Raw genomic sequence first — 17,939 nt, 5'->3', positions numbered from 1 at the left:
CGACGGGCGCGCCCCGGTTCGCCAAGGAGGTCGGCGCGTGGGCACTGCCGCTGCCGACCGTCGACCCGCAGATCGTGCGCCGCTCGGCGAAGGCGCTCGACCGGTACGGCCCCGACTTCCGCTACCGGCACTACGCGGCGGTGCGGCACCTGCCGGTCGCCCTCGGCGGGGTCGCCGCCGTCGGCGCGGCGCTGGCCGCCGCCCAACTGCCGCCCGCGCGGCGCTGGTTGTCGGGCCGGCTGCAGCCGGGGGACGGTCCGAGCGCGGAGCGGCGGGCGCGGAGCCGGTTCGCGGTGCGCTTCGTCGGCGAGGGCGGCGGGCGGCGCGTGTTCACGGAGGTCTCGGGCGGCGACCCCGGCTACGACGAGACGGCGAAGATGTTCGCCGAGGCGGCCCTCAGCCTGGCCTTCGACGACCTCCCGCCGACGGCCGGGCAGGTCACCACGGCGCAGGCGATGGGTCACGCCCTGACCGAGCGGCTGCGCGCCGCCGGGATCACCTTCCGGGTCGCGGCCACCGGTCCGGGCGCCTCCTCCCCCGTTTGAGACTTTTGCAGCCGACTTCCCCGGCCTCCTGCGGCCGTCGCCGCGAAAGTCTCACAGGACGGTTCAATGAAACGATGGAGGCATGGGCCGCAGGGCCGAAGGAGGCGGGAGAGACATGAAGTTCGTGCTCGAAGTGACCGTGGACGAGGCCGCGCCGGCGCGGGACCGCGCCGGTGAGCTGGGGCGCATCCTGCGCTACTGGGGCGGGAACCTCCACCACTACGCCCTCGAACCCGGAGACGGCTCTGCCGTCTACGACTCGGCGTATCAGGAGGTGGGCGCCTGGCGCGTCGTCGCCTCCTGAGCGTCGCCTCCGGCGCTCTGCGCCGCCTCCCGCAGCGCACGGCGGCACAGGGCGTCCGCCCGGCGCGTGGTCTCCGGCAGCCGGTAGCGCGGGGTCAGGGCCAGCGTGTGGGCCACGGCGTTGTCCAGGCTCACCCGGTGGCCGACGGAGACGAAGACCGGTTTGACGCCCTCTCGGGTGCGCAGCGCGCGCCCGACCTCCTCGTCCCCGGCGAGCAGCGGAGCCACAGCGCCCCGCGCCGGGTCCGGATCGTCGTACGTGAAGGTGAACGGGTTCTTGGCGACGCCGATGACCGGCAGGCCGGTGAGCACGCCGAGGTGACTCGCGAGGCCGAAGCGCCGCGGATGGGCCAGGCCGTAGCCGTCGCACACGACCAGGCCGGGCGGGCACGGCAGCCGGTCGAGGGCGGCCCGGACGGTCGGGATCTCGCGGAAGGCGAGGAGGCCGGGCACATACGGGAAGGAGACCCGGCCGACGGCCGTCGCCTCGGCCACCACGTCCAGGGTGACGGCATCCAGCACGACGGCCGCCGCGGCGACGAGGTCGAGCTCGTCGTCGTAGGCGACGTCGACCCCGGTGACCCGGCCCGTGCCGGGCTCGGGTCCGCGCTGGTCGAGCACCACCCGCCCGCGCAGCTCGTCCTGCACCGCGCGGGCCTCTTCCTCGGTCGCGGGCCAGCCCGCGGGTACGCCAACGGTCGTCATGTGACCTGAACTGTACGGTCCCGGGGCCCGTTGCCGGAGCCGGGGGTACGCTCGCGATCATGTTCGTACTGGAGCTGACCTACACCGCACCTCTCGACGCCGTGGACGCGCTGCTGCCGGACCATGTGGCGTGGCTCGAGGAGCAGTACGAGAAGGGCTTCTTCCTGGCCTCCGGGCGCAAGGACCCCCGCGACGGCGGGGTGATCCTCGCCGTCGCCGAGGACCGCGCCCGCATCGAGGAGCTCGTGGCGGGCGACCCGTTCGCCGTCGGTGGCGTGTGCACGTATCGCATCACGGAGTTCATCGCCACCAAGACGGCCCCGGAACTGGCCCGCCACCGGCAGACACTGGGCTGACCGCCGCCGGTCATCCCTTCTTGGCGTTCAGCGCGCGCTGCAGCTGGTCCTTGTTCATGTGCGAACGGCCCTCGATGCCACGCTGCTTCGCCTCGTTGTACAGCTGGTCGCGGGTCGGGCCCTGGGAGCCGACCCGGTTGCCCGACCGCTGACCGCCACGCCTGCTGGACGACATGTCCTGCGTCGAGCTGCGGCTCGCAGTCCTGGACTCGCCGGAGCGGGCGCGTTCCTTGTTCACGGTCCGCGCGGCGATCTCCTTGGCGCGCCCGGTGCTCTCGCCCCGGTCCTGCGCGCTCTTCTTGATGTGCTCGTACTGACGTTCGCGCTTGGAGCTGGAACCGGCGGGCATGATGGCTCCCTTCGTCGCGGTTCCCGTGCGACCCGAGTACCCGGTTCCGGCCGCCCATTTCAGCGTTCCAGCCGCGCGACCCTCCCCTGCTCACCGGCCGCCCAGCAGCTGAGGTCGGGCGTGCAGTCCACGGTGTCGTAGGAGCCGGTGTCGATCGTGCGCCAGGTGCGGCCCGCGTCGGTGGTGAGGTCGGTCCCGGTGGGGCCGACGGCGAGTGCGGCGGTGCGGCTGTGCGGCAGCCAGGCGGCCCCGGAGCGGTAGGCGGGCGGGGGCGTGGCGGCCGGGGTCCAGGTGCGGCCGCCGTCGGCGGTGACCGCGGCGGCCTGTGGCGAGGCCTGGTCGGGGCGGTAGTCGCCGCCGACGGCGAGACCGTGGCCGCGGTCGCGGAAGGCCAGCGCGAAGACGCCCTTGGCGGGGTCTCCGGCCGGCACCGGCGTCTCGGCGGCCGTCCAGGTCAGCCCGCGGTCGGCGGAGTGCAGCACGCGCGCGTGGGCGCCACCGCCGGTGGCCAGCCAGACGTCCTTCGGGCCCGAGGTGACCAGGCACTGACCGCTCGCGGCGAAGCCCGCCTCACCGTCCAGGGCGGGCGGCATGCCCGCGGAGGGCAGCACCCGCCAGGAGCGGCCTCCGTCGCTCGTGGACAGGATGCGGAACCTTCCGTCGACGGGGTCGCTCATCGCGAGGCCGTGCCGGCGGTCGAAGAAGGCCAGGCAGTCGTAGAACGCCTTCGGGTCGGTGTTGCGGAAGGACTCCGTCCAGGTCGCCCCGCCGTCCTCGGTGCGGTACACGCGTGACGCCTCGCCCTCGCCGATGGCCAGCACCACGGCGCGCCGCGCGTCGAACGCCTCGACGTCCCGGAACTGCAGATCGGCCGCGCCCGGCGGAGAGACGTTCCGCCAGTTCGCTCCGCCGTCGGTGGTGCGCAGCACCGTGCCGCCGGTACCGGCCAGCCAGGCGGTGCGCCGGTCGACGGCCGCGAGGCCCCGGAAGCGGACCTGCGGGGTGCCCGGATCCTTCGGCGCCCAGTGGAGACTCCCCTGCCCGAGGGGCCCTGCCTCGGCGGCGGGCACGGTCAGCGCGGCCAACGCCGCCCCGCACGCCACCCCCGCCGCCACCAGCCTGCTCGTACGTCCTCTGCGTCGCGTGCTCCCCAAGCGCCTCATGGCGGGCGAAGCTAGCCCACCGGTCCGGCGCCGTCCAGAGGCCAACTGCCCTTCGCCGCAGGCGGAAACGAACGGGCCCGCGCCGTGCATGAACGCGGTGACCGAGGTCACTCGTGATTCCTGTGCACGGATCGGCCGGATCCGTCGTCTCTTCCGGTGCCGGGTGCACACCCGGGCGCAGTCCAGCCGTCACGAGGGAGCAAGGCGTTGTCCACCGTCATCGAGCAGCCCGTAGAGGCCCGTCTCGTCGCCGCCGCACCGCGCATGCCGAGCATTCCCGCCACGCTGCGCTACGACCGAGGCGATCCGTTCGCCGTCGTCATGACCTTCCCGGCCCCGGCCACCCTCGAAGGGGTCGAGGTGTGCTGGACCTTCTCCCGCGAGCTGCTCACGGCCGGGCTGCAGCAGCCCGAGGGGCACGGGGACGTCCGGGTGCGGCCGTACGGCTACGACCGCACCGTGCTGGAGTTCCACGCCCCCGAGGGCACCGCGATCGTGCACGTCCGCTCGGGCGAGATCCGTCGCTTCCTGGAGGCGACCAACGCGCTCGTGCCCGTCGGCCTCGAGCACCTCCAGCTCGACCTGGACCACGACCTGGCCGAACTGATGCGGGACGCCTGCTGAGCGCTCCGCGCGCGTGAGGCCGACCGCCACGCGCGCGTGAAGCGTGAGCAGGGTGTTCATCACCGTGGTCGTACCCTCCCGCCAGGGCCCCCGTACGTCCCCGCCCCCAGCGCCTCCAACAGCTCCCGGGCGGCGCGGCGGACCGGGGCGTGGGCGGCCTGGGCGAGTCCGGAGCCCGCGCCGACCCCGGCGACATCGAGGGCGGCCTGCTCGACGCCCGCGACCAGCTCCTTCACCGTCCCCGGGTCGACGGCCCCGGGGACGAACAGGGTGGCACGGCACTTCCCCGGCACCGCGCAGGAACGTGTCGATCCGCGCGTTGACGAACAACGGCACGCCCACCTCGTGCCGGGCGTCCTCGTTGTGCCAGGCCGGGGCCGTCCGTAATTGCGTTGACAGCCCTCAGGCCCCCTCCTACCGTGTACATCGGTCCTGTTGCCGTCGATTGGAGAAGGACGTTGCTCGTCTGAGGTCCTGAGGCATCGCGTCGCACCGGTTGAGGTGTGTGCGCGGCGTACGACCTCGGCGTCCGAGCCGTCCTCGGGCACAGGCCCTTTTTCGTGGCCTCTTCGTGCCCCACGACCATTCGGTTCCCGCCTCGCGGTGTCTCGACATGCGCCCACCGATCGCACCGAATCCCTCGCGAGGCCCTCATGTCATCTTCCCTCACCTGTACGTCCCTGTCCTTCACCTGGGCCGACGGCACCGCCGTCTTCGAAGGCCTCGACATCGCCTTCGGGCCCGGCCGGACCGGTCTCGTAGGCGTGAACGGATCGGGGAAGACAACCCTGTTGAAGCTGCTCGCCGGTGAACTCACCCCGGCCGACGGCACCGTCAAGGTGTCCGGCGAGGTCGGTCACCTCCCGCAGAACGTCACCCTCGACACCACGCTCCGCGTCGACCAGGCCCTCGGCATCGCCGAACGGCGGGCCGCGCTGCACGCCATCGAGGCGGGCGACGTCGCCGAGGAGCACTTCGAGACGCTCGGCGACGACTGGGACGTCGAGGAACGCGCCCTCGTCACGCTCGGCGAACTCGGTCTCGGCCACATCGGCCTGGACCGCACGGTCGGCGAGGTCTCCGGTGGCGAGTCGGTGCTGTTGCGGCTGGCCGCGCTGCTGCTGCGCCGCCCCGACGTGCTGCTGCTGGACGAGCCCACCAACAACCTCGACCTGTATGCGCGCCGACGGCTGTACCAGGCCGTCTCCGCATGGCCGGGCGTACTGGTCGTGGTCAGCCACGACCGGGAACTGCTCGACCTGGTCGACCAGATCGCGGAACTGCGCTCCGGGGAGGTCACCTGGTACGGCGGCAACTTCTCGGCATACGAAGAGGCTCTGGCCGTCGAACAGGAGGCGGCGGAGCGGATGGTGCGCGTCGCCGAGGCCGACGTGCGCAAGCAGAAGCGCGAACTGGCCGACGCCCACGTGAAACTGGCCCGGCGCAAGCGGTACGGGCAGAAGATGTGGGACTCCAAGCGCGAGCCGAAGATCGTCATGGGTGCCCGCAAACGCGCCGCCCAGGAGTCGGCGGGCAAGCACCGCATCATGCACGAGGAGCGGCTCGCCGAGGCCCGGGAGCGCCTGGACGAGGCGGTGGAGGCGGTACGGGACGACGACGAGATCCGCGTCGACCTGCCGTACACCGCCGTACCGCCCGGAGGGCCTGTGCTAACCGGGGTCACCCTGGCATCGGCATTCCACGCGCGCGTGGAAGGCGTCCTCGATCTGCGCGGCCCGGAGCGCATCGCGCTGGTCGGCCGCAACGGCTCCGGCAAGACGACGCTGCTGCGGACCGTCGCAGGGGAGCTGGCACCGATGGCCGGCGAGGCGCGGGCGCATGTCCCGCTGCGTTTCCTGCCCCAGCGGCTGGACGTGCTGGACGACGCGCTGACGGTCGCCGAGAACGTGGCCCGGTTCGCGCCGGACACCACGAACAACCGGATCCGGGCGCGGCTCGCCCGCTTCCTGTTCCGGGGCGCGCGGGCCGACCAGAAGGCGGCCACCCTGTCGGGCGGCGAGCGGTTCCGGGCGGCCCTGGCCGCGCTGATGCTCGCCGAGCCGGCACCCCAGCTGCTGCTGCTCGACGAGCCGACCAACAACCTCGACATGGCGAGCGTGCGGCAGCTGACCTCGGCTCTGGAGTCGTACGAGGGCGCACTGCTCGTGGCCAGCCACGACCTGCCGTTCCTCGAGTCGATCGGCATCACCCGCTGGCTGCTGATGGAGGAGGGAGAGTTGAGGGAGATCGCGCCGGAGGACATCGGCGCCTCGGCCTAGGACCCGACGTCTCAGGAGGGCCACAGCCTGACACCGAGGGTTTTGTGCAGGCCGGAGCGCCCTGCATGATGGCGGACCGGTGCCCTCTCACGGGCACCGGACAACCGCACCATCGATTCGAAAGGTCCCTCGTGCCCAGCAAGAAGGCCCTCGTCCGCCGCCCCAGCCCCCGCCTCGCCGAAGGCCTGGTGACGCACGTCGAGCGGGAGAAGGTCGATGTCGGGCTCGCCGTCGAGCAGTGGGAGGCCTACGTCGAGGCCCTGGGCACGCACGGCTGGGAGACGATCGAGGTCGACCCGGAGGACGACTGCCCGGACTCGGTGTTCGTCGAGGACACCGTCGTCATGTACAAGAACGTGGCGTTGATCACCCGGCCCGGCGCGGAGTCCCGGCGCGCGGAGACCGTCGGTGTGGAGGAGGCGGTGGCCCGCCTGGGCTGCTCGGTGAACTGGATCTGGGAGCCGGGCACGCTGGACGGCGGCGACGTCCTGAAGGTCGGCGACACGGTGTACGTCGGCCGCGGCGGGCGCACCAACGCGGCCGGTGTGCAACAGGTGCGGGCCGCGTTCGAGCCGCTGGGCGCGCGGGTGGTGGCCGTTCCCGTGAGCAAGGTGCTGCACCTGAAGTCCGCGGTGACCGCGCTGCCCGACGGCACGGTGATCGGGCACATACCGAAGGTCGACCGGCCGTCGCTGTTCCCCGGCTTCCTGTCGGTACCGGAGGAGTCCGGCTCGCACGTGGTGCTGCTCGGCGGGCACAAGCTGCTGATGGCGGCGAGCGCGCCGAAGACCGCGGAGCTGCTGACCGATCTCGGCCACGAGGTGGTCACGGTGGACATCAGCGAGTTCGAGAAGCTCGAGGGCTGTGTGACGTGCCTCTCGGTACGGCTCCGGGAGCTGTACGTCTGACCGCCGCGCCCGGAACATGCCCAACACGGCGGGAGGGTCAGTCCGGCCCTACTGATCAGCGATCTTTACAGCGGCCTTAACCTACGGCTTCGTAACCTACGGCTTCGTAGCCTACGATCTCGTAGGTTTCCGGCACCGCTCGCCGGACCGCCCCGTTCGTCTCCCCCGTTGTTCGGCGTCCCCTGGAGTTCTCGTGACGATCACCTCCCCTCACCTCGGCAGCCCGTCCGCATGGACCGACGCGCGGCTGCTGTTCGCGCTGGAGGAAGTGGTCGAGCAGGAACTGAACCGGCATCTGAAGGTCGCCAAGGACTGGATGCCGCACGAGTACGTGCCGTGGAGCGACGCCCGCAACTTCCCCGGCCTGTTCGAGGACGGGGAGGCCTGGGACAAGGAGCAGTCCAAGGTGACCGAGATCGGCCGTATCGCCCTCGTGGTCAACCTGCTCACCGAGGACAACCTGCCGAGCTACCACCACGAGATCGCCACGCTCTTCGGCCGCGACGGCGCCTGGGGCACCTGGGTGCACCGCTGGACGGCCGAGGAGGGGCGGCACGGCATCGTGATGCGCGACTATCTGCTCGCCTCGCGCGCGGTGGACCCCGACAAGCTGGAACAGTTCCGCATGGCGCACATGAGCGAGGGCTTCGAGTCCGACAACCGGCACTCGATGCTGCACTCGATCGCCTACGTCGCCTTCCAGGAGCTGGCCACCCGGATCTCGCACCGCAACACCGGCCACCAGTCGGGCGACCCGGTCTGCGACCGCATGCTGTCCCGCATCGCGACCGACGAGAACCTGCACATGGTCTTCTACCGCAACCTGCTGAAGGCCGCCTTCGAGCTGGCCCCCGACCTGACCATGCAGGCGGTCCGGGACGTCGTGGTGAACTTCCGCATGCCCGGCCACGGCATGCCCGGCTTCGAGCGGGCCGCCGCGCAGATGGCCATCGGCGAGGTCTACAACCTGCGCATCCACCACGACGACGTGCTGCAGCCCGTACTGCGCTTCCTGAAGGTCCTGGACATCGACGGCCTCGGCCCGGAGGGACGCAGGGCGCAGGAGGAACTCGGCCTGTTCATGGGCGGCCTGGACGCGGAGGCCGCCAAGTTCGACGAGAAGCTGGCCGCCCGCAAGGCCCGGATGGCGGCACGGGCCGCAGTCTGACGCACGCCGGTCACTGACCGCGCACTGGTGCCCGACGCTCGCCGGCGCCGCCCGGGAGGACGGCGCACCAGGCGGGCGTCGGCGGACGGCGTCAGTGGGACGTGCGGCGCAGGGCGAGGCGCTCTTTCTCGGACAGTCCGCCCCAGACACCGAAGCGCTCGTCGTTGGCCAGCGCGTAGTCCAGACAGGCCGGGCGCAGCTCGCACATGGCGCAGATGCGCTTCGCCTCGCGTACCGAGCTGCCGGGCTCGGGGAAGAAGAAGTCCGGCCCGGTCTGCGCGCACAGGGCCTGCGCCTGCCAGGTGTCGTCGGCCGGAGTGATTGTTTCGAAGGGCATGACCAGGATCGTGCCGCGCGGCGAAAAACGTTCGATCAACGCCGGGTCAACGCCTCCGGCAGGGCCTCCGGCCACCCTGATGATGCTCTCCCGGACCGTACCGGCGCACGGCGGCGCGCGGGGCGCGGCGAAAACCCGCAGAGCGCGCGCCACCACCCGGGGTGAGCGCGGATCCGCCCGGCGCGTCGCGGCGCTCCGGCGGCGATTGTCAGTGAGGGGTGCCAGACTCTGCAGTGCAGAGGACGGGACCCCTTTCGAGGAGGGCGAAGATGCTCACCACCCGTTTCGTCGACGGCGCCCCGAACTGGCTCGACATCAGCACCCCCGACATCGACGGCGCCGTGTCCTTCTACGGCGGTCTCTTCGGCTGGCAGTTCCAGTCGGCGGGGCCGGACGCGGGAGGCTACGGCTTCTTCCAGCTGAGCGGCAGGACCGTCGCGGGCGGCATGCAGTCCGGCCCCGATCAGGGCCCGCCGGCCTGGACGGTGTACTTCCAGAGCGCGGACGCACAGGCCACCGCCAAGGCGGCCGAACAGCACCACGGCAGCGTGCTGTTCCAGCCGATGGACGTCATGGGCGAGGGACACATGGCGGTCCTCGCCGACCAGGCGCACGTGCCCTTCGGGATCTGGCAGCCGGGCCGGACCAAGGGCGTCGACATGGCGAGCGAGCCGGGCTCGCTGTGCTGGGTCGAGCTGTACACCCCGGACATCGCGGCGGCCGCCGCCTTCTACCACCAGGTGCTGGGCCTCGAGACCTCCGCCGTGCCCTTCCCCGGCGGGACGTACACGTGCGTCAATCCGGCCGACGGCGGGGAGGACGCGATGTTCGGCGGGATCGTGCCCCTGGCCGACGACCCGGCCGAGGCCCCGGGCAGCCCGTACTGGCTGCCGTACTTCGAGGTCGAGGACACCGACGCGGTGGTCGAGAAGGCGCAGCAGCTCGGCGGAGAGGTGCGCGTGCCGGCGACGACCATGGAGGGCGTCGGCCGCATGGCCAGGCTCACCGACCCGTACGGCGCCCGCTTCGCGGTGATCAAGAGCGAGTCGCCTCAGGAGTGATTCCGGTCGGCCGACCGGGCCGGGGCCGCCTCGCGCGGCGGCTAGGCGGACGCCCGTCGTATCAGCGTGGTCGGGAGGATCACGCCGCCAGCGTGCGGCCCGTCCACCGTGGTTCCGGCCCGGTCTCGGTCGTCCGTCCGGTCGCGGCCGTCGGAGAGTCCGCGCAGCAGCAGGCGGGCCATCAGGCGGCCCATTCCCTCGATGTCCTGACGGACCGTCGTCAGCGGTGGGTCGGCCTCCTCGGCGACGGGCAGCATGTCGTCGAAGCCGATGACGGCCACGTCCTCCGGCACCCGCCGGCCGCTCGCGCGCAGCACGCGCAGGGCACCGAGGGCGGTCAGGTCGTTGGCAGCGAACACGGCGTCCACGTCCGGGCAGCGGCCAAGGAGTTCGCGCATGGCGCGTTCGCCGCCGGCCGGGGTGAAGTCGCTCTCCACCACCAGCCGGGGATCGTTCCCGCCCGGCACCTCGCCCATGACGTCCCGGTAGCCGTCGAGCCGGTCCACCGCCGACGTCTGGTCCAGGACGCCGGTGAGATGCGCGATGCGTCTGCGGCCGAGGCCCACGAGATGCCGTACGGCGGCGCGTGCCCCGCCCCGGTTGTCGCAGTCGACGTAGACCACGCCCGGGGCTTTCGGCACAGGACGAGCGGGGCCGGCCGCGCGGGCTCCGTCGTCCCAGCCGGGCCGCCCGCCGAACACGGTGGGCACGCCGGCGTCCTGGATGAGGCCGGGCAGCGGGTCGTCGAGGTGCAGGGAGAAGACGAGCGCACCGTCGACATGGCCTCCGGAGAGGTACCGGGCCACGCGCGCGTGATCGTCACGGCCCTCGGTGAGCAGCAGCACCAACTGGTTGTCGTGCGCGGTCAGTTCCTTGCTGATGCCGCGCAGCTGCAGCGCGAAGAAGGGGTCGGCGAAGACCCGGGTCTCGGGCTCGGCGATGACGACCGCCACGGCGTCGTGCCGCTTGGTGACGAGGCTGCGCGCAGCCTGGTTGGGTACGTAACCCAGCTCTGCCACGGCCTGCCGGACCCGCTCGGCCAAGGGTGCGCGCACCCCGTCGCCGCCGTTGACCACCCGGGACACGGTGGCCCGGGACACACCGGCCCGCGCGGCCACGGCCTCCAGCGTGGGACGCGACACTGCCTCGGTCACTGCGGGACTCCTCATCGGCGGCTGCCGGTCAGGATAACCGCGCGGTCCGGGCCCCGCCGGTGCCGCGACGGAGGCATGGCCTTGCCGGGCCCGAGCCGGACGAACGGCTTGCGTCCGGAGCGGCGGGCCCGGCGACGGTCACCGTGCGACGGCCGGATGTGACGACGCCCAGGACGGGGCCTGCACCGAGCGGTGGGTTCTCGGCCGCTTGTGACCCCGGGGCGTCGCCCGGCGCGGGCACCGTGGCTCACTTCAGCAGGTCGATCCTCGTGCCCACGCCCCGGCGTTCCGCCTCCCGCCAGGCGAGCCAGGTGAGGGCGAGATCCTGCCAGGGCAGTCCGACGGGGGCGTACACCGTGCGCTGCCGGGCCGAGGCGCGGCCGGGGTGTGTGCCGCGCAGGACGTCCGTGAGGGTGGCGTCTGCGGTGGTCCGGGCGAGCCCGGGTGCCGCCAACGCGCCCATGCGCGCGGCCAGTTCCCTGTCGTCGACGACGAGGAGCGCGGCATCCAGCAGGTCCGGGGCGAGTTCCCGCTTGCCGGGCTCGTCGGTGCCCAGGCTCGTGAAGTGCTGTCCGGCACGAGTGTCCGCGAGGGCGAGCAGCGGGGCCCGGGACCAGGTCGCGAGCAGGACGGTGTCCGCCGCTTCGGCCACCGCGCCGGCCGAGTCCAGCACGCGTCCGCCGTACCGGGCGGCGAACGCGGCGGCACGGTCGGGGTCGGTGTCGTGCACCACGAGTCGACCGGGCGGGCGCTCGCTCGCCAGGCCGCGCAGCGTCAACTCGGCCTGCGCCCCGGCTCCGATCACGCCGAGCACCTCGTACCCGGCCGGGGCCAGGAGCGCGGTGCCGAGGGCGGCGGCCAGGCCCGTCCGCCAGGCCGTGACGGTCGCCGAGTCCAGCAGGGCGAGCAGTTCGCCGTCCGCGCCGCCGTGCAGGCAGATCACTCCGCGCAGGGCGGGCCGGGCTCCGGGGAACTTGGCGTTGACCTTCACGGTGTACGCCTCGATGCCGGGCAGCAGGCCGGGAATGAGCGCGGTGGCGGTGCCGGGGAACGGCAGGTCGGTACGGACCCGTTGGCCGGGTACGGCGGCGGTGCCGGCCGCGCGGAAGCCTTCGCGGAGGGCGGCGAGACAGGCCGCGGGCTCCAGCACGGCCTCGAGGTCGCTTCGGGTCAGGACACGGGTCATCCCGGCATGATCCCCTGGCGCGGGGCCGTTGTCAGTGCCGTGGTGCATGCTGTGATCAGTGGCGGACGGGCGCCATGCACCAGGGGGAGGACAGTGTGTTCAGGGGGATCGAGGACGTCGACTGGGCGTCTTTGGGACATGCGTACACGGAGTCGGCGACGGATGTGCCGGATCTGCTGTGGGGGCTGGCGTCGGACGACTCGGAGCGCCGTGAGATCGCCCTCGACGGCATGTACGGCGCGGTGCTCCACCAGGGCACGGTGTACGACAGCACGGTGGCGTGCGTGCCGTTCCTCTTCGAACTGGCGGCGAACCGTGCGGTGGCCGGTCGGGGTGCCGTCGTCGGCCTGCTGCACAGCATCGCCGATCCCTTCTCGGACGAGGACCCGGGAGACCCGGAGGACACGGAGTACTGGTCCGGGTTCGACGAGGAGCTGCACGAGGACTGGGAGCGGCACTTCTTCGTCGCCCGGGATCTGATCCGCGCCCGGGCCGGGGATTTCCTGGACCTGTTGGGCGATCCGGATCCCGGGGTGCGTGCGGCGGCGTCCACGGCGCTGGCCCGGTTGCACCCTGACCCGGTACGGGCGTTCGCCGCCCTGCGCGACCGCCTGCCCGCCGAGAGCGACCCGTCGGCAGCACGGTCCGTGGTCGGTGCCCTGGCGACGGCAGCCGTACGGGAGCCGAGCCGGCTGGAGGCCGCCGCAGCGCAGTTGCTGCGATCGGTCCTCTCCGAGACCACGGACCCGGGGCTGCGCATGACGGCCCTCGCCCATCTGGCGCGGTGCGCGCCCGGCGCACTGCCGGAGGACACGGCCCGGACGGCGCTGGACGTGATGCGCGTCTCGCAGGAGGCGGCCCGGGCGGAGGAGCCCCCGAAGGTCCCGGCCCCGCGCACCGACACCATGATCTCCTACCTGCGAGAGCTGAAGGAAGAGCACCGTCGTGCCCTGGGCCTCGAGGAGGCCGACGAGCTCCTGGAGGAGTTGCACACTCAGCTGGGCGACCGCATCGACATCCGCCTCCCGCTCCTCGTCGGCATGCTGGACAGCCCCGACCGCAACCGGCGCTCCCATGCGGTGACGATGGCCGGAATGCTGCTGAGCGGCTGGCGGGTGCCGGACGACGAACCGGTGATGGCGTTGGCCCGGTTGCTGCGCGACGACGAGCTGAGTCTGCAGAAGAGCGTGCTGTCCGAGCTGTGCCACCTCGGGCCGGCCGCCCGGTGTGCCTCCGAGGAGGTCGTGGCGTACATCCAGAGTTGGGACGACCGCCCCCTCGAAGAGGACACCCCCTTCCGGCGCATGGCCCTCGGCATGGCCTATGAGCTGCTGACACTTCAGGGCGACAGCCGGATCGTGCCCGCGCTCGGCCATCTGCTGACGGTGGTGGCGATCCCCGAGCAACTGGTCCGCTGGATCGAGGCGCTGGGCCCGGAGGCGGCGGCCCCGCTGGCCCCGGTGCTCCACGACCGGCTCGCCGCGCTGGACCCCGGCTCCCAGGACGAGGACGCGGACCGGCTCGCCGCCGCCCTGGGCGTGCTGCGGCACACCCCGTCGCTGCCCCTGCTCGCCCGGCTCCTGGACCACGCGGAGTACGGCCGCACGCGGGCAGCCGTGCTGGGTGCCTTCGCCCATTGCGGTCCCGCGGCGGCCGAGGCGCTGCCGGTGGTGCGGCGGATGTGGGAGGACGGCACACTGCGGGACCAGGACCGCGTCCTCGTCGCCCGGGCGCTGTGGTCGCTGACCGGGGACACCGAGGCGGTGCTGCCGGTGATCCGGGAGAACCTGCGGTCGGACCACTGGCTGCGGTGGCGGCCGGCGCTGGAGCTGGCCGGTGCGCTCGGCCGCTCCGGTGCCGTACTCGCACCGGACCTGCGCGCCGCGATCGCCGAAGGCCACACCGGGTTCCAGGCCGCCGCCGCCCTGTGGCAGGTCACCGGCGAAACGGAGGAGGCACTTCCCGTCCTGCTCGAACAGTGGCGGACCACTCCGGCACGGCGCCCCGACATGGCCGCGTGCCTGGCCGGGATGGGTCCGGCGGCGGCCCCCGCCCTGCCGCTGATACGCGCGGAACTGTCCTCTCCCCGCCGCCACTCCAACGACCGCCCCCGCCGGGGGAACATCCGCTACGACGTCGCCTCGGACGAGGCCCTGCTCGCCGACTGCCGGCGCGTCCTGGCCGCGTGCGGCGAGCGGTCGTCGGGCTGAACGTGCGGCGGCCGTGGTCCGGCCGACACGGTCGTCCGCCGGCTGTCCTCAGGACGTCTGCTCCCGCCGGGCCCGGCTCGGCTGGACGCGTTTGGGTTCGCCGGGCATCTTCGGGTACTCCGGCGGGTACGGCAGATCGCCCAGGCCGTGGTCGTGTTCGTCACGGCGGGCCAGCTCGAGCAGCGCGTCCAGGGAGTAGGCGTGGTCGTCCATGTCGGCGTGTACGTCGCCGAGTTCGGCGAAGCGGGCCGGCATGGTGGCGAGGTCGAAGTCGGCGGGGTGGGCCGCGCCGACCTCCCCCCAGCGCAGGGGTGCCGAGACGGTGGCGTTCGGGCTTGGACGTACGGAGTATGCGGAGGCGATGGTACGGTCGCGGGCCGTCTGGTTGTAGTCCAGGAAAATACGGCTGCCCCGCTCCTCCTTCCACCACTTGATCGTCACCTGCTCGGGCATCCGGCGTTCCATCTCCCGGCCGATGGCGATCGCGGCGCGGCGCACCTGGGTGAAGGTCCAGCGCGGTTCGATCGGGACGAAGACGTGCAGGCCCCGGCCGCCGGAGGTCTTGGGCCAGCCGCCCAGTCCGCCGAACTCGTCCAGGACCGCACGCAGTTCATGGGCGGCGCGGACCGCGTCGCCGTAGTCGGTGCCGGGCTGCGGGTCGAGGTCGATGCGGAGTTCGTCGGGGCGGTCGACGTCCGTGGCGCGCACCGGCCACGGGTGGAAGGTGAGCGTGCCGTACTGGGCGGCCCAGACGACGGCGGCCTGCTCCGTGGGGCACATCTCGTCGGCGCTGCGGCCGCTCGGGAAGGTGATGTGGGCGGTCGGGATCCAGTCGGGCATGCCCTTCGGGGCCCGCTTCTGGAAGAACCACTCGCCGCCCACGCCGTCGGGGTGGCGTTCCAGGGTGGTGGGGCGGTTGCGCAGCGCGCGCAGGATGCCGGGGCCGACGGCGACGTAGTACTGCGCGAGGTCCAGCTTGGTGAAGCCCCGCTCCGGGAAGAAGACCTTGTCCGGGCTGGACAGCCGTACGGTCCGGCCGTCCACCTCCAGTTCCACCGCAGCACCCATGCGGCCACGGTAGGCGCACCCCGTACAGCGCGCATACCGGGCGGTGCGGGAGGTGTGCGAGCAGAATCGGTTGCATGGATCTGCCCGTCATGCCGCCTGTGAAGCCCATGCTCGCCAAGTCGGTGGCGAAGATCCCGCCGGGGATGCACTACGAGGCGAAGTGGGACGGGTTTCGTTCGATCGTGTTCCGGGACGGCGCGGACGTCGAGTTGGGCAGTCGTACCGGCAAGCCGTTGACCAGGTATTTTCCCGAGCTGGTGGCGGCGCTGAAGGAGCGGGTGCCCGAGCGGTGCGTGCTGGACGGGGAGATCGTGATCGCGCGGGAGGGGCATCTCGACTTCGACGCGCTGACCGAGCGCATCCATCCGGCCGACTCCCGGGTGCGGATGCTGGCGGAGAAGACCCCGGCGTCCTTCGTGGCCTTCGATCTGCTCGCCCTGGACGACGAGTCCCTGCTGGACGTCCCGCTGACCGACCGCCGGGCCCTGCTGGAACGGGCGCTGGCCGACGCCACACCGCCGGTGCACGTGGCGCCCGCGACGACCGACGTGGAGGTGGCGCGGCACTGGTTCGAGCAGTACGAGGGCGCCGGCCTCGACGGAGTCGTCGCCAAGCCGCTCGACCTGCGATACCGGCAGGACGAGCGGGTCATGTTCAAGATCAAGCACGAGCGGACGGCTGATGTCGTCGTGGCCGGGTACCGGTTCCACAAGAGCGGCCCGGTGGTCGGCTCGCTGCTGCTGGGTCTGCACGACGACCGAGGGCGGCTCCAGCACGTGGGGGTGTCGGCCGCCTTCCCCATGAAGAAGCGGGCCGAACTGGTCGAGGAGCTGGAGCCGCTGCGCATGGACGACGTCGCCGGGCACCCGTGGGCGGCCTGGTCGGACGAGGCCGCCCATGAGACGGCCCGGCTGCCGGGCGCGCCGAGCCGCTGGTCCGGCAAGAAGGACCTGTCCTGGGTGCCGCTGCGGCCGGAGCGGGTCGCCGAGGTGGCCTACGACCACATGGAGAACGGGCAGCGCTTCCGGCACACCGCCCGCTTCCGCCGTTGGCGTCCGGACCGTACACCGGAGAGCTGCACCTACGCCCAGCTGGAGGAGCCGGTGCGCTACGACCTGGCGGAGATCCTGGGCGAGAGGGACCGGGACTGACGGCCGGTCTACGGCTTCATGAGGATCTTGATGGCGCCGTCCTGCTTGTGCTGGAACATGTCGTAGGCGTGCGGTGCCTCGGTGAGCGGGAGCCGGTGGGTGGCGAAGTCGTCGACACCGAGGGGGTCCTCGTCCGTCAGATACGGCATGATCCGGTCGGCCCAGCGGCGGACGTTGGCCTGGCCCATGCGCAGCTGGATCTGCTTGTCGAACAGGGTGAGCATCGGCATCGGGTCGGCCATGCCGCCGTACACGCCGCTCAGCGAGAGGGTGCCGCCGCGCCGCACCAGGTCGATCGCCATGTGGAGGGCGCCGAGCCGGTCGACGCTGAAGCGTTCCGCGAGGGGCACGCCGAGTTTGCGGGGCAGCAGCCCGGTGGCCGTCTGCGCGAGCCTGGCGGCGGCGCTGCCGTGGGCCTCGGTGCCGACGGCGTCGATCACGGCGTCCGGCCCCCGGCCCCCGGTCTCGTCGCGGATGGCGTTGACCAGCGCCTTCTCGTCGTCGAAGGCCCTGAGGTCGTATGTCTGGACGCCGTCCCGGTCGGCGCGCGCCAGCCGTTCCGGCACCAGGTCGATACCGAACACGCGCTCCGCGCCCCGTGCCCTGGCGATCCGGCAGGCCATGTCGCCGATCGGGCCGAGGCCGAGGACGGCGAGGGTGCCGCCGGGCGGGACGGCGGCGTACTCGACGGCCTGCCAGGCGGTGGGCAGCACGTCGGAGAGGTAGACGAAGCGGTCGTCCGGCGGGCCCTCGGGCACCTTCATCGGCCCGAACTGCGCCTGCGGCACCCGCAGGTACTCGGCCTGGGCGCCGGGCACGGCCCCGTACAGGCGGGTGTAGCCGAACAGGGCGGCGCCCATTCCCTCGCCGGTGACCTGGGTCGTCTCGCACTGGGTCGGCAGCCCGGTCAGGCACATCCAGCAGTTGCCGCAGGCGATCTGGAACGGCACCACGACCCGGTCCCCGGCCTTGAGGTCCGGCACGCCGGGGCCGACCTCCTCGACGATGCCCATCGGCTCGTGCCCGAGGATGTCCCCCGGTGTCATGAACGGGGTGAGCACCTCGTACAGATGCAGGTCCGAGCCGCACAGTCCGGTGGACGTGATGCGGATGACGGCGTCGGTGGGCTCTTCGATCCGCGGGTCGGGGACGTCCTCGACCCGGACGTCCCGCCTGCCCTGCCAGGTGACTGCCTTCATGGGGTCGCGCTCCCTCGGTCGCGTGGGCGATTCGCGGTGGCGCCCGGGTACCCGCGCCCACCAGCACCGAATCCCTCGCTGGGGCCCGGCCTGCCACCCTCCTCCCCCCGCCAGGGTCGTTTCCGGAGCCCGAACGGCCCACGCACCGCGCATGACCGTAAGCGTTCGGGTAT

19 protein-coding genes are annotated in these 17,939 nt (G+C 72.5%); 10 read left to right on the top strand and 9 right to left on the bottom strand.

Going from position 1 to position 17,939, the window contains the following annotated elements; translation table 11 throughout:
• Together ABT288_RS06295 and ABT288_RS06290 are read left to right on the top strand one after the other, a co-directional pair.
• The coding region (locus ABT288_RS06295; protein WP_502972730.1) for a saccharopine dehydrogenase family protein at positions 1–545 on the top strand (545 nt) is incomplete at its 5' end.
• A 115-nt stretch (positions 546–660) separates the two neighbouring features.
• On the top strand, positions 661–849 hold the full coding sequence (locus tag ABT288_RS06290; protein WP_351603316.1) for a hypothetical protein: 189 nt from the start codon (positions 661–663) through the stop codon (positions 847–849).
• Here ABT288_RS06290 and ABT288_RS06285 read toward each other — a convergent pair.
• Complete coding sequence (locus tag ABT288_RS06285) at positions 813–1,553, bottom strand: endonuclease V (RefSeq protein WP_351603314.1); 741 nt, start codon at positions 1,551–1,553, stop codon at positions 813–815. The two genes, ABT288_RS06290 and ABT288_RS06285, sit on opposite strands and share 37 nt — an antisense overlap.
• A gap of 59 nt (positions 1,554–1,612) precedes the next feature.
• On the opposite strand from ABT288_RS06285, the gene ABT288_RS06280 reads away from it, so the two are divergent.
• Positions 1,613–1,909, top strand: a complete 297-nt coding sequence (locus ABT288_RS06280; protein ID WP_351603312.1) for a YciI family protein — start codon at positions 1,613–1,615, stop codon at positions 1,907–1,909.
• A 10-nt stretch (positions 1,910–1,919) separates the two neighbouring features.
• On the opposite strand, the gene ABT288_RS06275 is transcribed toward ABT288_RS06280, so the two are convergent.
• Positions 1,920–2,258 (bottom strand): plasmid stabilization protein, encoded by a 339-nt coding sequence (locus ABT288_RS06275; RefSeq protein ID WP_351603310.1) that lies wholly within the window; start codon positions 2,256–2,258, stop codon positions 1,920–1,922.
• 59 nt (positions 2,259–2,317) lie between these two features.
• Positions 2,318–3,421 carry a WD40/YVTN/BNR-like repeat-containing protein gene (locus tag ABT288_RS06270; RefSeq protein WP_351603309.1) on the bottom strand — a complete coding sequence of 368 codons (1,104 nt, stop codon included), beginning with the start codon at positions 3,419–3,421 and terminating at the stop codon, positions 2,318–2,320.
• A gap of 207 nt (positions 3,422–3,628) precedes the next feature.
• On the opposite strand from ABT288_RS06270, the gene ssgD reads away from it, so the two are divergent.
• On the top strand, positions 3,629–4,045 hold the full coding sequence (gene ssgD / locus ABT288_RS06265) for a spore wall synthesis regulator SsgD (RefSeq protein WP_351603307.1): 417 nt from the start codon (positions 3,629–3,631) through the stop codon (positions 4,043–4,045).
• A 59-nt stretch (positions 4,046–4,104) separates the two neighbouring features.
• Here the strand turns inward: ssgD and ABT288_RS06260 are convergent, their stop codons facing one another.
• Positions 4,105–4,338, bottom strand: coding sequence for a beta/alpha barrel domain-containing protein (locus ABT288_RS06260; protein WP_351603305.1), 234 nt, complete (start codon positions 4,336–4,338; stop codon positions 4,105–4,107).
• Between the two features lie 360 nt (positions 4,339–4,698).
• Between ABT288_RS06260 and ABT288_RS06255 the strand changes: the two genes are divergently transcribed.
• The 3 genes from ABT288_RS06255 to ABT288_RS06245 all read left to right on the top strand — a co-directional run bounded on the left by ABT288_RS06255 (position 4,699) and on the right by ABT288_RS06245 (position 8,400).
• A complete protein-coding gene (locus tag ABT288_RS06255) occupies positions 4,699–6,324 on the top strand; it encodes an ABC-F family ATP-binding cassette domain-containing protein (protein ID WP_351603303.1) in 1,626 nt (541 codons plus the stop codon).
• A gap of 131 nt (positions 6,325–6,455) precedes the next feature.
• Positions 6,456–7,232, top strand: a complete 777-nt coding sequence (ddaH, locus tag ABT288_RS06250) for a dimethylargininase (protein ID WP_351603301.1) — start codon at positions 6,456–6,458, stop codon at positions 7,230–7,232.
• A 193-nt stretch (positions 7,233–7,425) separates the two neighbouring features.
• Positions 7,426–8,400 carry an acyl-ACP desaturase gene (locus ABT288_RS06245; protein WP_351603299.1) on the top strand — a complete coding sequence of 325 codons (975 nt, stop codon included), beginning with the start codon at positions 7,426–7,428 and terminating at the stop codon, positions 8,398–8,400.
• A 91-nt stretch (positions 8,401–8,491) separates the two neighbouring features.
• Here the strand turns inward: ABT288_RS06245 and ABT288_RS06240 are convergent, their stop codons facing one another.
• A complete protein-coding gene (locus ABT288_RS06240; RefSeq protein ID WP_055709873.1) occupies positions 8,492–8,737 on the bottom strand; it encodes a WhiB family transcriptional regulator in 246 nt (81 codons plus the stop codon).
• 269 nt (positions 8,738–9,006) lie between these two features.
• Between ABT288_RS06240 and ABT288_RS06235 the strand changes: the two genes are divergently transcribed.
• Entirely contained in the window at positions 9,007–9,798 is a 792-nt protein-coding gene (locus ABT288_RS06235; protein WP_351603296.1) for a VOC family protein, read from the top strand.
• A 41-nt stretch (positions 9,799–9,839) separates the two neighbouring features.
• Here the strand turns inward: ABT288_RS06235 and ABT288_RS06230 are convergent, their stop codons facing one another.
• Positions 9,840–10,952 (bottom strand): LacI family DNA-binding transcriptional regulator, encoded by a 1,113-nt coding sequence (locus tag ABT288_RS06230; protein WP_351603294.1) that lies wholly within the window; start codon positions 10,950–10,952, stop codon positions 9,840–9,842.
• A 247-nt stretch (positions 10,953–11,199) separates the two neighbouring features.
• Entirely contained in the window at positions 11,200–12,138 is a 939-nt protein-coding gene (locus tag ABT288_RS06225) for an ornithine cyclodeaminase family protein (protein WP_351603292.1), read from the bottom strand.
• Positions 12,139–12,233: 95 nt separating this feature from the next.
• Here ABT288_RS06225 and ABT288_RS06220 point away from each other — a divergent pair, with 95 nt between their 5' ends.
• Positions 12,234–14,348, top strand: coding sequence for a HEAT repeat domain-containing protein (locus ABT288_RS06220; RefSeq protein WP_351603290.1), 2,115 nt, complete (start codon positions 12,234–12,236; stop codon positions 14,346–14,348).
• A gap of 48 nt (positions 14,349–14,396) precedes the next feature.
• Here the strand turns inward: ABT288_RS06220 and ligD are convergent, their stop codons facing one another.
• A complete protein-coding gene (gene ligD, locus ABT288_RS06215; protein WP_351603288.1) occupies positions 14,397–15,416 on the bottom strand; it encodes a non-homologous end-joining DNA ligase in 1,020 nt (339 codons plus the stop codon).
• Positions 15,417–15,490: 74 nt separating this feature from the next.
• Here ligD and ABT288_RS06210 point away from each other — a divergent pair, with 74 nt between their 5' ends.
• Positions 15,491–16,567: an ATP-dependent DNA ligase gene (locus ABT288_RS06210; RefSeq protein WP_351603286.1), complete on the top strand. Its 1,077-nt coding sequence runs from the start codon at positions 15,491–15,493 to the stop codon at positions 16,565–16,567.
• Positions 16,568–16,575: 8 nt separating this feature from the next.
• Here ABT288_RS06210 and ABT288_RS06205 read toward each other — a convergent pair whose 3' ends face one another.
• Entirely contained in the window at positions 16,576–17,766 is a 1,191-nt protein-coding gene (locus ABT288_RS06205) for a zinc-dependent alcohol dehydrogenase (protein ID WP_351603284.1), read from the bottom strand.
• Between the last annotated feature and the right edge of the window lie 173 nt (positions 17,767–17,939).

The sequence above is a fragment of the Streptomyces sp. NPDC001093 genome, assembly GCF_040298985.1.
Lineage (GTDB): Bacteria > Actinomycetota > Actinomycetes > Streptomycetales > Streptomycetaceae > Streptomyces.
This window is presented reverse-complemented; position numbering and strand designations above follow the sequence as displayed.

Coding starts and splice junctions, on each gene's coding strand:
- ABT288_RS06275 (WP_351603310.1), bottom strand. CDS start 2,258: ATGCCCGCCGGTTCCAGCTCCAAGCGCGAACGTCAGTACGAGCACATC.
- ABT288_RS06255 (WP_351603303.1), top strand. CDS start 4,699: ATGTCATCTTCCCTCACCTGTACGTCCCTGTCCTTCACCTGGGCCGAC.
- ABT288_RS06280 (WP_351603312.1), top strand. CDS start 1,613: ATGTTCGTACTGGAGCTGACCTACACCGCACCTCTCGACGCCGTGGAC.
- ABT288_RS06270 (WP_351603309.1), bottom strand. CDS start 3,421: ATGAGGCGCTTGGGGAGCACGCGACGCAGAGGACGTACGAGCAGGCTG.
- ABT288_RS06240 (WP_055709873.1), bottom strand. CDS start 8,737: ATGCCCTTCGAAACAATCACTCCGGCCGACGACACCTGGCAGGCGCAG.
- ligD (WP_351603288.1), bottom strand. CDS start 15,416: ATGGGTGCTGCGGTGGAACTGGAGGTGGACGGCCGGACCGTACGGCTG.
- ABT288_RS06235 (WP_351603296.1), top strand. CDS start 9,007: ATGCTCACCACCCGTTTCGTCGACGGCGCCCCGAACTGGCTCGACATC.
- ABT288_RS06285 (WP_351603314.1), bottom strand. CDS start 1,553: ATGACGACCGTTGGCGTACCCGCGGGCTGGCCCGCGACCGAGGAAGAG.
- ABT288_RS06290 (WP_351603316.1), top strand. CDS start 661: ATGAAGTTCGTGCTCGAAGTGACCGTGGACGAGGCCGCGCCGGCGCGG.
- ABT288_RS06210 (WP_351603286.1), top strand. CDS start 15,491: ATGGATCTGCCCGTCATGCCGCCTGTGAAGCCCATGCTCGCCAAGTCG.
- ABT288_RS06205 (WP_351603284.1), bottom strand. CDS start 17,766: ATGAAGGCAGTCACCTGGCAGGGCAGGCGGGACGTCCGGGTCGAGGAC.
- ABT288_RS06225 (WP_351603292.1), bottom strand. CDS start 12,138: ATGACCCGTGTCCTGACCCGAAGCGACCTCGAGGCCGTGCTGGAGCCC.